Consider the following 10,576-nt stretch of genomic DNA (forward strand, 5'->3'; position numbering starts at 1 on the left):
TGGCTTAAACTGCCTTTCAATTAAACCTGCGGGCCTTTCGCCAGTCACAGACTGCATAGGGGCCGCTTCGGTCTGCCGTTTCAGCTGTGCGTCGGGTAGTCGGCGTGCGGTCGTGATCAGGAGCTTTGTGCATGACGCGCACTGGAAAAATCTTCAGCTGGACCTTCGCCATCCTCGCGCTGCTGCTGGCAGCCTTGATTCTGATCATCGTGTTTTTCGACTGGAACCGGATCAAACCCACGATCAACGCCAAAGTCTCGGAAGAACTGCACCGGGCGTTTGCCATCAATGGCAACCTCGCGGTGATCTGGCAGCGCGAGCCGCAAGAGGGCGGCTGGCGCGCCTGGGTGCCGTGGCCGCACGTGGTCGCCGAGGACTTGAGCCTGGGCAACCCGGACTGGTCGAAGCAGCCGCAGATGGTCACCCTCAAACGCGTCGAGCTGCGCATTTCGCCGCTGGCCTTGCTGGCTCAGCGCGTGGTGATTCCGCGCATCGACCTGACCGAGCCGAATGCCGAATTGCAACGTCTGGCCGATGGCCGCGCCAACTGGACGTTCAAGTTCGACCCCAAGGACCCGAATGCCGAGCCATCCAACTGGGTGGTCGATATCGGCGCGATCGGTTTCGACAAGGGCCACGTGACCCTCGACGACCAGACCCTGAAGACCGATCTCGATGTACTGATCGACCCGCTCGGCAAACCGATTCCATTCAGCGAAATCGTCGGCGATAAAGCGGCGAAAACTGCTCAGGACAAGGGTGGCGCACCGCAGGACTATGCCTTTGCACTCAAGGTCAAAGGCCAGTATCACGGGCAGAACCTCACCGGGCAGGGCAAGATCGGCGGGCTGCTGGCCTTGCAGGACGCGAGCAAGCCGTTCCCGTTGCAAGCCCAGGCGAAGATCGGCGACACCCGTATCGAACTGGCCGGCACCCTGACTGACCCGCTGAATCTCGGCGCCCTCGACCTGCGCTTGAAGCTGGCTGGCGACAGCCTCGGCAATCTCTATCCGCTGACCGGCGTGACCCTGCCGGACACCCCACCGTATTCCACCGACGGCCACCTGATTGCCAGGCTGCATGACGAGGCCGGGGCGAAATTCACATATGAAAAATTCAACGGCAAGATCGGCGACAGCGACATCCACGGCGACCTGACCTACGTGGCCAGCCAGCCACGGCCGAAACTCACGGGTGCGCTGCTCTCCAATCAATTGCTGTTCGCCGACCTTGCACCGTTGATCGGCGCTGATTCCAACACCGAGCAAAAGGCCCGTGGCGGCGCGAGCAAGCAGCCAGCAGACAAAGTCCTGCCGGTGGAAGAATTCAAGACCGACCGCTGGCGCGCCATGGACGCGGATGTCGAGTTCACCGGCAAGCGCATCGTCCACAGCGAGAAGCTGCCGTTCAACGACCTCTATACCCATCTGAAACTCAACGATGGCGAGCTCAGCCTGGAGCCGCTGCGCTTTGGTGTCGCCGGCGGCACGCTGGATGCGCTGATCCGCCTCAATGGCCGCACTGAGCCGCTGGAAGGCCGGGCGCGTTTGACCGCACGCAAATTCAAACTCAAAGAGCTGTTCCCGACCTTCGAGCCGATGAAAACCAGTTTCGGTGAGCTCAACGGCGATGCTGACATCAGTGGCCGTGGCAACTCCGTGGCCAAGCTGCTTGGCGGCGCCAATGGCAATCTGAAGATGTTGATCAATGACGGCGCGATCAGCCGCGAGCTGATGGAATTGGCCGGGCTCAACGTCGGTAACTACGTGGTCGGCAAGATCTTTGGCGACAAGGAAGTGAAGATCAACTGCGCGGCGGCGGATTTCGACATCAAGACCGGCCTGGCGACCACGCGGCTGTTTGTCTTCGATACCGAGAACGCGATCATCTACATCGATGGCACAGCGAACATGGCCACCGAGCAACTCGATCTGACCGTGACCCCTGAGTCCAAAGGCTGGCGTCTGATTTCCCTGCGCTCGCCGCTGTATGTGCGCGGCAAGTTCATCAAACCGGATGCCGGCGTCAAAGCCGTACCGTTGATGCTGCGTGGGGCGGGGATGGTTGCATTGGGCGTGATTGCCGCACCGGCGGCGGGGTTGCTGGCGCTGGTGGCGCCGAGCGGTGGCGAGCCGAATCAGTGCGCGCCGTTGCTCGAGCAGATGAAGCAGGGCAAGGCACCGGTGACCGTCAAACCCAGCAAGTAATGCGGCGTCTCTGAGGGCGCCTTCGCGAGCAGGCTCGCTCCCACATTCGAACGCATTCCTTCAATTGAAATACGTTCCAGTGTGGGAGCGAGCCTGCTCGCGAAAGCGGTGTGACGGGATTACAGATCGTTGAGGATGTCCGCCATGTCGTCGGCGTGTTCTTCTTCCTGGGCGAGGATGTCTTCGAAGATGCGGCGGGTGGTCGGGTCCTTGTCACCGATGTACTGAATGATCTCGCGGTAGCTGTCGATGGCGATGCGCTCGGCTACCAGATCTTCGTAGACCATTTCCTTGAGCGTGTTGCCCGCTACGTATTGCGCGTGGGACATCTTGCTCAGCAGGTCGGGGTTGAACTCCGGCTCACCGCCCAGTTGCACAATACGCTCGGCGAGGCGATCGGCGTGCTCGGCTTCCTGGTTGGCGTGCTCGAGGAATTCGTCGGCGGCGACGTTGGCTTTCAGGCCGCTGGCCATGAAGTAGTGGCGCTTGTAGCGCAAGGTGCACACCAGTTCGGTGGCCAGCGACTCGTTGAGCAAACGCAGTATTTCTTCACGGTTGGCGTTGTAACCCTCGGTGACCGCGCCGTTTTCCACGTGTTGCCGCGCGCGTTCGCGCAGGGTTTGAACATCAGACAAATGCAGGTCACTCATTTCATTCTCCTGGAGGCTAATCCGATAGGCGCCACGTTCTGAAGACGCGGTCGCTACTCAGGGTGTGAGTCTTGAGCGAAGCGAAAAGTTTTATACGATTTATGCCGTACTCCGTGCAGGAACTGCTGAAGACTGCGATGTCGGCGGGGCAAACCGGTTTCGGTGGAACGGATGCTGGCGGACTGGAATAGGCCTATCGTTGAGTTGTCATCGTCGAGGTGGATGCTTGGCGGGCGTCTTGCACGTCTGGCATCCACTCACCGCACACAAGGATGTAACCCATGTCGACACGTTATCCACTGGTGCTGGTGCCGGGCATGCTCGGCTTCGTCCGGCTGGTGCTTTACCCGTATTGGTTCGGCATCATCAAGGCCTTGCGCCGGGGTGGTGCGACGGTGGTCGCGGTGCAGGTTTCGCCACTCAACTCCACTGAGGTGCGCGGCGAGCAATTGCTGGCGCGGATCGAGGAAATCCTCCGCGAGACCGGGGCGCAGAAGGTCAACCTGTTCGGCCACAGCCAAGGCGCATTGACCGCGCGGTATGCGGCGGCGAAGCGCCCGGATCTGGTCGCCTCGGTGACTTCGGTGGCCGGGCCGAATCACGGCTCCGAGCTGGCCGATTATCTGGAAAAGCACTATCCGGCAAGCAGCGCCAAAGGGCGCGTGCTCGAAGCGCTGTTGCGCCTGGTCGGCTGGGTCATGGCGTTGCTTGACACCGGTTATCACGGGCCGAAACTGCCGGTGGATATCCACGCTTCCCACCAATCGCTGACCACGGCGGGCGTTGCACTATTCAATCAACGTTATCCACAAGGGCTGCCGGAAACGTGGGGCGGGCAGGGGCCGGAAGAGACCAATGGTGTGCGCTATTACTCCTGGTCAGGGACGCTGCAACCGGGCAAGACCGATCGTGGCGGCAATCTCTTTGACGGCACCAACCGCAGTTGCCGCTTGTTCGCCAAGACCTTCGTCCGCGAGCCCGGGCAGTGCGATGGGATGGTCGGGCGTTACAGCTCGCATCTGGGCACGGTGATCGGGGATGACTTTCCGCTGGATCATTTCGACATTGTCAATCAGTCGCTGGGACTGGTGGGCAAAGGCGCGGATCCGGTAAGGCTGTTTGTCGAGCATGCGGCGCGGCTGGAGGCTGCAGGGTTATAGCAGCAAACATCAAGATCAAAAGATCGCAGCCTTCGGCAGCTCCTACAGGAACCGCATTTCAAGGTAGGAGCTGCCGAAGGCTGCGATCTTTTCAATCAGGCGGTACCTACCCGCCGGCCCAGCACCGTGGTCCAGCGCTCCGACAAAACCACCCCGCCCAAGGTCAGCAATCCGCCCACCAGGTGATACATCGCCAACTGTTCCTTCAACACCAGCGCCGCAATCAACGCAGTAATCAATGGCAGCAGATTGAAGAACAGCGTCGTCCGGCTCGGCCCCAGTCGCTGCACCGCCTGCATCCACGCCAGAGGCGCGACCATCGAGGCCAGCAGACACGCATACAGCACCAGCGGCACGTTCTGCAGATTCAAACCGGTCTTCGGCGACACCGCGAACAGCGGAAACAACACCACAATCGCCACCAGCACCTGCAAGTACAGCAACACCAACGGCGGCAGGCGCAGTTGCCACTTTTTCAGCAGCGTGCTGTAGACCGCATAGGCCAGCGTCGCGACCAGCATCATCGCGTCACCCATGTTGACCCCGTGTTGCAGCAGCGCACCGAGGCTGCCGGACGACACCACCACCAGCACGCCAGCAAACGACAGCACTGCACCGACCAGGGCGCCAGCGGTCAGGCGCTGACCGAGGCTGATGATCGCCATGGCCAGCGACATCAATGGCATCAGCGAGAGGATGATGCCCATGTTGGTCGCGGTGGTCAGTGTTGCGGCGAAATAGGCGAGGCTCTGATACACCGCCATGCCGAGTACGCCGAGGACGAAAATCCGCCGCAGATTCGGCCGAATCTGCGGCCAGTGCGCGATCACTCTTTTGAGCATGAATGGCGTGAACAGCACGCCGGCGAGCAGCCAGCGGTAAAAACCGATCTCGGCCGGGAAGATCGCGCCGACCGCCAGTTTGTTGATCACGGTGTTGCCGGCCCAGATGAAAATCGCCAGCAGGGGAAACGCGTATTGCATGGGACAAAACCAGAACGTTGATGAAGCGCGATTATCCCCTGTCTGGATGCAGGCCTATACTGCGAACCGGACAACCTGCCTCTGCATCCGGACAGCATGAACAGCAAACACATCGATCTGCTCGATTTCAGCGAACTGCCGTCAGCGGTGTATTTCCGCTACGCCGATTTCAATGCCCACGAATATGCCGCGCCACACCGGCACCCTTGGGGCACGCTGGAATATGCAGCCCATGGCGTATTGCACATGGATGTCGACGGCAGCCGCTTCATGTCGCCGCCGCAGTATGCGGTGTGGGTGCCGCCCGAGGTCGAGCACAGTTTCTACAGCCATCAGCCGGTCAACTATCGCGCGGTGTGTCTTGATCCGAGTGTTTGCAAACGGTTGCCGGCGCGCGCCTGCACATTGGCGATCAGCGATATTCTCAAAGCGATTCTCAAGGACTTCGCCGCCCGCGATGTAAAGATTCCCGAGCATGAGGCCGATCAGCGTCTGGCTCAGGTGCTGGTCGATCAACTGCAACAGGCACCGGTGCAGGAATGTTTCCTGCCGTATGCGAGCAGCCCGGGCTTGCTGATGATTCTCGAGGCCTTGCAGGCCGAGCCTGGCAACAATGAGCCTCTGGCACACTGGGCGGCGCAAGTGCATGTCAGCGAGCGCACTCTGGCGCGGCAGTTCGTTCGTGAACTGGGCATGAGCTTTGGCGAATGGCGCCAGCGCTTGCGGTATCTGGCGGCGATCGAGACGCTGGAGACCTCGCGCTCGGTGCAGGAAATCGCTTTCGACCTCGGCTACAGCAGCGGCTCGGCATTCATCGCCATGTTCGCCCGCCAGGCCGGTTGCACGCCTGAACAATATCGTCGCAGCCATCTCGAGGGCAGGAAGGTGTAACAAGCTTTGACTACACTGCGACAGAGGCCGCATCCATCGCTGCGGCAACAAGGAGAAAACTCCATGAAGATGTTGCGTGTGCCGTTGTTGATGATCGGGCTGCTTGTGTGTTCCCAGGGTTTCGCCGCCACGGCGCAACAGAACAAAATGACCACCTGCAATGCCGATGCGACCGCCAAGAGTTTGAAGGGCGATGAGCGCAAGGCGTTCATGAGCACCTGCCTGAAAGCGGCGCCTGCGGCCAACGATGGCAAGGAGCTGACGCCGCAGCAGCAGAAAATGACCACCTGCAATGCCGATGCAAAAACCAAGGCGCTGACCGGTGATGCGCGCAAGGCGTTCATGAGTGAGTGCCTGAAGAAGAAATAAGATCAAAAGATCGCAGCCTTCGGCAGCTCCTACACAAGACGCGATCCTGTGGGAGCTGCCGAAGGCTGCGATCTTTGCGGCTTGCCGGCCTCTTCGCGAGCAGGCTCGCTCCCACATTTGAAACGCGTACTCCTGTGGGAGCGAGCCTGCTCGTGAAAGCGCCGGTGAGTGCAACGCCAATCCCAAGCCCCGCATATCCCTAGTGCTAACCCCGGATCGCTGGCAGACTGCCCATCCTTTCACGCCGTTCGTTTTGAGGCTGTATGCCAACGTTTTCTCAGCGTCATGTTGTGTTCTGGGTCAGTTGCATCATCATTTTTGGCGGACTCCTGCTGGTGCTGCCGCTGCGCCTGTTGCCGAGCCTGCTGGCCGGATTGCTGGTGTTCGAGCTGGTCAACATGCTCACCCCGCAACTGCAACGGCTGATCGAAGGGCGGCGTGCGCGCTGGTTGGCGGTGGCGCTGCTCGGCACGCTGGTGGTGAGTGTGTTGGCGCTGATTTTCGCCGGGGCTATCAGTTTTCTCCTGCATGAAGCGGAAAACCCCGGCGCCTCGCTCGACAAATTCATGGGCGTGGTCGATCGCGCGCGCGGGCAATTGCCGCCGTTCATCGACGCCTATCTGCCGGCCAGCGCGGCGGAGTTTCGTGTAGCGATCGGCGAGTGGGCGAGCAAGCATCTGGCCGACCTGCAACTGGTCGGCAAGGACGCCGCGCACATGTTCGTCACCCTGCTGATCGGCATGGTGCTCGGCGCGATCATTGCCCTGCAGCGCATCCCCGACGTGACCAAGCGCAAGCCACTGGCCGCCGCTTTGTTCGACCGTTTGCATCTGCTGGTGCAGGCGTTTCGCAATATCGTCTTCGCGCAGATCAAGATTTCCCTGCTCAACACCGTGTTCACCGGGATCTTCCTCGCGGTGATTCTGCCGATGTTCGGCATCAAGCTGCCGCTGACCAAAACCCTGATCGTGCTGACCTTCCTGCTCGGCCTGCTGCCGGTGATCGGCAACCTGATGTCGAACACGCTGATCACCATCGTCGGGCTGTCGCTGTCGATCTGGGTAGCGATCGCCGCGCTGGGCTATCTGATCGTTATCCACAAGCTCGAATACTTCCTCAACGCGCGCATCGTCGGCGGGCAGATCAGTGCCAAGTCGTGGGAATTGCTTCTGGCAATGCTGGTGTTCGAAGCCGCGTTCGGTTTGCCGGGAGTGGTGGCGGGGCCGATTTATTACGCGTACCTGAAGAGCGAATTGAAGCTCGGAGGAATGGTCTAGAAAAGCAGCTTCGAGCTTCAAGCTTCAAGCTGCAAGTAAAAAGCAGAAGCGAGAGCCGCAGTGGCTTTTGCTTTTGCTCTTACTTGCAGCTTGCAGCTTAAAACTTGCAGCTGCCCCTAAACGCCGTAGCGTTTGCGGGCTTCAATCGCCAGGCCGCTACCAATGCTGCCGAAGATGTTGCCTTCCACATGCCGCGCGTTCGGCAGCATTGCCGACACGCTGTTGCGCAGGGCCGGGATGCCGCTGGAGCCCCCAGTGAAGAACACCGTATCAACCTGGTCGACCGCCACGCCGGCATCATTGAGCAATTGCGTAACGCTGCCGCGCACGCGCTCGAGTAAGGCTTCGATTGCCGATTCGAACAACGCGCGGCTCAGCTCGACGCTCAGCCCGGCTTCGATGCGGTCCAGCGGCACGTGGCGGCTGTCGGCGTGGGTCAGCTGGATCTTGGTTTCTTCGACTTCCATCGCCAGCCAGTGCCCGGCGCGCTGTTCGATCAGCTTGAACAGGCGATCGATGCCGCCAGTGTCTTCGATGTCGTAGCGCATGCTGCCCAGCGCCAGCGTGGATTTCTGCGAGTACACCGAGTTGATCGTATGCCAGGTCGCCAGGTTCATGTGGTGGCTGGTCGGCATGTACGCGCCGCTTTTCATCCGGCTGCCGTAGCCGAACAGCGGCATCAGGCCTTGCAGGCTCAGCTGTTTATCGAAGTCGGTACCGCCGATGTGCACGCCGCCGGTGGCCAGAATATCGTCGTGACGGTTATCGACACCGCGCCGTTCGGGCGACAGGCGCACCAGCGAGAAGTCAGAGGTACCACCGCCGATGTCGACGATCAGCACCAACTCTTCTTTCTCGATGGTCGACTCGTAGTCGAACGCCGCCGCGATCGGTTCGTACTGGAACGACACGTCCTTGAAGCCGATTTTGCGCGCCACCTCGACCAGCGTGTCTTCGGCTTCCTGGTCGGCCAGCGGATCGTCATCGACGAAGAACACCGGACGGCCCAGCACCACTTGCTCGAATTCCCGACCGGCGGCGGTTTCGGCGCGGCTCTTGAGCTGGCCGATGAACAGCCCCAGCAGGTCCTTGAACGGCATCGCCGTGCCGAGGACGCTGGTGTCGTGCTTGATCAGCTTGGAGCCGAGCAGGCTTTTCAGCGAGCGCATCAGTCGGCCCTCGTAGCCTTCCAGATACTCGTGCAGGGCCAGGCGACCGTATACCGGGCGACGCTCCTCGATGTTGAAGAAGACCACCGACGGCAGGGTGATCTTGTCGTCTTCCAGCGCAATCATGGTGTCCATGCCGGGGCGCAGCCAGCCGACGGTGGAGTTGGACGTGCCGAAGTCGATGCCGCAGGCACGGGCTGGAGAGGCGTCTTTCATGTCTTTCGGATTCCGGTCAAAAAAACGGCCGCGCAGTGTATGTCAGTGCGCGGCAGATTCGAAGGCCGGTCATCCGCTATTTCGCCACATGGCAGGTTGAAAACCGCCGCTTTGCCCCAAACTTGCTGGCATGGGCCGGCAGACACACCGGCGGTCGCAAGAACCGCCGTCCACTGCCGATAAACTTCTGCGGCGCCACCCGGTCACAACCTTGAGATCGGTCAACCCGGCACGCGCCAATCGGGCGCACGCTGGTCTCGGCGCGAAATCGATAACGGATGGTGATCCTTCAATGGACTTCAAAGACTATTACAAGATACTCGGCGTGGAGCCGACAGCCGACGACAAGGCCATCAAGGCGGCCTATCGCAAGCTGGCGCGCAAATACCACCCCGATGTCAGCAAGGAAAAAGACGCCGAGGCCAAGTTCAAGGACGCCTCGGAAGCCTATGAAGCGCTGAAAAGTGCCGACAAGCGCGCCGAATACGACGAACTGCGCCGTTATGGCCAGCACGGTCAGCCGTTCCAGGGCCCACCGGGCTGGCAGAGCCGTGGCGGCTTCGGCGGTGGCGGTGGCGACACAGGCGACTTCTCGGACTTCTTCAGTTCGATCTTCGGCAATCGCGGCCCCGGTTTCGGTGGCGCCGAGAGCCGCCAATCACGCGGACGCCGAGGGCAAGACGTGGAAATGGAACTGCCGGTCTTCCTCGAAGAAACCCTGTCGAACGAATCGAAGAAAGTCACCTTTCAGGTGCCGCAATACAACGCGCATGGCCAGCACGTCAGCAACACCAGCAAGAGCCTGAACGTGAAGATTCCGGCCGGCGTCACCGATGGCGAGCGGATTCGCCTGAAAGGCCAGGGCGCGCCGGGTATCGGTGGCGGGGCGAATGGCGATCTGTACCTGACCATCCGGTTTGCGCCGCACCCGAAATTCGATGTTGAAGGCGAGAACCTGATCATCACCCTGCCGCTGGCTCCATGGGAGTTGGCGCTGGGCACCGAAGTGGCCGTGCCGACCCTGACCGGCAAGATCAACCTCAAGGTTCCGGCCGGCAGCCAGAATGGCCAGCGCATGCGCGCCAAGGGCCATGGCCTGCTGAACAAGGCGGGCGAGCGCGGTTATCTGTTCGTGCAGCTCAAGGCCGTGATGCCGAAAGCGTCCGACGATGAGGTCAAGGCGCTGTGGCAGGAACTGGCGAAGAAAGCCGCGTTCAACCCGCGAGAGAACTTCTGAACCCGACGACGGAGTAGCCCATCATGAGCAGCCCCCTGATCGTTCAACTGGACCTGGCAGAATTCTGTGAGGCGGCCGATTTGTCGGACGTTTACGTGATCGAAATCGTCGAGCACGGCATCCTCGAACCTCAGGGTGCGCAGCCCCGGGAATGGCGCTTCACCGATTACGAGCTGGCGTTGGCCAAGCGCGCGGCGAAGCTGCGCCGGGATCTGGAGCTGGAATGGGAAGGCGTGGCGCTGGCGCTGGATCTGCTCGAAGAGGTGCGAGAGTTGCGTGCTGAAAACCGCATGTTGCGCCAACGATTAGGGCGGTTGGTGGTGGAATAGCGCCTGACGTCCCCGTGTAGGAGCTGCCGAAGGCTGCGATCTTTTGATCTTAAATGAGGGTCAAGATCAAAAGATCGCAGCCTTCGGC

General features: G+C 60.8%; 10 protein-coding genes. 7 read left to right on the forward strand and 3 right to left on the reverse strand.

Annotated elements, in window-relative coordinates:
• Positions 1 to 131 precede the first annotated feature (131 nt).
• Positions 132 to 2,207, forward strand: coding sequence for an AsmA family protein (locus AC4IHP_RS11020; RefSeq protein ID WP_490831694.1), 2,076 nt, complete (start codon positions 132 to 134; stop codon positions 2,205 to 2,207).
• Positions 2,208 to 2,326: 119 nt separating this feature from the next.
• Here the strand turns inward: AC4IHP_RS11020 and AC4IHP_RS11025 are convergent, their stop codons facing one another.
• Positions 2,327 to 2,857 (reverse strand): ferritin-like domain-containing protein, encoded by a 531-nt coding sequence (locus tag AC4IHP_RS11025; protein WP_460123491.1) that lies wholly within the window; start codon positions 2,855 to 2,857, stop codon positions 2,327 to 2,329.
• A 281-nt stretch (positions 2,858 to 3,138) separates the two neighbouring features.
• Between AC4IHP_RS11025 and AC4IHP_RS11030 the strand changes: the two genes are divergently transcribed.
• Complete coding sequence (locus AC4IHP_RS11030; RefSeq protein WP_490831695.1) at positions 3,139 to 4,017, forward strand: alpha/beta fold hydrolase; 879 nt, start codon at positions 3,139 to 3,141, stop codon at positions 4,015 to 4,017.
• 95 nt (positions 4,018 to 4,112) lie between these two features.
• On the opposite strand, the gene AC4IHP_RS11035 is transcribed toward AC4IHP_RS11030, so the two are convergent.
• Complete coding sequence (locus tag AC4IHP_RS11035) at positions 4,113 to 5,000, reverse strand: DMT family transporter (RefSeq protein ID WP_490831696.1); 888 nt, start codon at positions 4,998 to 5,000, stop codon at positions 4,113 to 4,115.
• 96 nt (positions 5,001 to 5,096) lie between these two features.
• Here AC4IHP_RS11035 and AC4IHP_RS11040 point away from each other — a divergent pair, with 96 nt between their 5' ends.
• From AC4IHP_RS11040 to AC4IHP_RS11050, 3 genes are all read left to right on the forward strand, one after another.
• Positions 5,097 to 5,891 (forward strand): AraC family transcriptional regulator, encoded by a 795-nt coding sequence (locus AC4IHP_RS11040; RefSeq protein ID WP_490831697.1) that lies wholly within the window; start codon positions 5,097 to 5,099, stop codon positions 5,889 to 5,891.
• A gap of 63 nt (positions 5,892 to 5,954) precedes the next feature.
• Positions 5,955 to 6,260, forward strand: a complete 306-nt coding sequence (locus AC4IHP_RS11045; protein WP_016771900.1) for a PsiF family protein — start codon at positions 5,955 to 5,957, stop codon at positions 6,258 to 6,260.
• Positions 6,261 to 6,523: 263 nt separating this feature from the next.
• Complete coding sequence (locus AC4IHP_RS11050; protein ID WP_101158351.1) at positions 6,524 to 7,537, forward strand: AI-2E family transporter; 1,014 nt, start codon at positions 6,524 to 6,526, stop codon at positions 7,535 to 7,537.
• A gap of 116 nt (positions 7,538 to 7,653) precedes the next feature.
• Here AC4IHP_RS11050 and AC4IHP_RS11055 read toward each other — a convergent pair whose 3' ends face one another.
• Complete coding sequence (locus AC4IHP_RS11055; RefSeq protein WP_122699771.1) at positions 7,654 to 8,922, reverse strand: Hsp70 family protein; 1,269 nt, start codon at positions 8,920 to 8,922, stop codon at positions 7,654 to 7,656.
• Between the two features lie 292 nt (positions 8,923 to 9,214).
• On the opposite strand from AC4IHP_RS11055, the gene AC4IHP_RS11060 reads away from it, so the two are divergent.
• The gene (locus AC4IHP_RS11060; protein WP_024011397.1) at positions 9,215 to 10,159 is read left to right on the forward strand and encodes a DnaJ C-terminal domain-containing protein; all 945 of its coding nucleotides are present in this window, start codon (positions 9,215 to 9,217) and stop codon (positions 10,157 to 10,159) included.
• Between the two features lie 23 nt (positions 10,160 to 10,182).
• Entirely contained in the window at positions 10,183 to 10,488 is a 306-nt protein-coding gene (locus tag AC4IHP_RS11065) for a chaperone modulator CbpM (protein WP_016984795.1), read from the forward strand.
• Positions 10,489 to 10,576 lie beyond the last annotated feature (88 nt).

Source organism: Pseudomonas sp. UF-293 (assembly GCF_058245595.1).

Excerpts from the sequence above, each read along its gene's own strand:
- AC4IHP_RS11020 (WP_490831694.1), top strand. The coding sequence starts at position 132 with ATGACGCGCACTGGAAAAATCTTCAGCTGGACCTTCGCCATCCTCGCG.
- AC4IHP_RS11025 (WP_460123491.1), bottom strand. The coding sequence starts at position 2,857 with ATGAGTGACCTGCATTTGTCTGATGTTCAAACCCTGCGCGAACGCGCG.
- AC4IHP_RS11030 (WP_490831695.1), top strand. The coding sequence starts at position 3,139 with ATGTCGACACGTTATCCACTGGTGCTGGTGCCGGGCATGCTCGGCTTC.
- AC4IHP_RS11035 (WP_490831696.1), bottom strand. The coding sequence starts at position 5,000 with ATGCAATACGCGTTTCCCCTGCTGGCGATTTTCATCTGGGCCGGCAAC.
- AC4IHP_RS11040 (WP_490831697.1), top strand. The coding sequence starts at position 5,097 with ATGAACAGCAAACACATCGATCTGCTCGATTTCAGCGAACTGCCGTCA.
- AC4IHP_RS11045 (WP_016771900.1), top strand. The coding sequence starts at position 5,955 with ATGAAGATGTTGCGTGTGCCGTTGTTGATGATCGGGCTGCTTGTGTGT.
- AC4IHP_RS11050 (WP_101158351.1), top strand. The coding sequence starts at position 6,524 with ATGCCAACGTTTTCTCAGCGTCATGTTGTGTTCTGGGTCAGTTGCATC.
- AC4IHP_RS11055 (WP_122699771.1), bottom strand. The coding sequence starts at position 8,922 with ATGAAAGACGCCTCTCCAGCCCGTGCCTGCGGCATCGACTTCGGCACG.
- AC4IHP_RS11060 (WP_024011397.1), top strand. The coding sequence starts at position 9,215 with ATGGACTTCAAAGACTATTACAAGATACTCGGCGTGGAGCCGACAGCC.
- AC4IHP_RS11065 (WP_016984795.1), top strand. The coding sequence starts at position 10,183 with ATGAGCAGCCCCCTGATCGTTCAACTGGACCTGGCAGAATTCTGTGAG.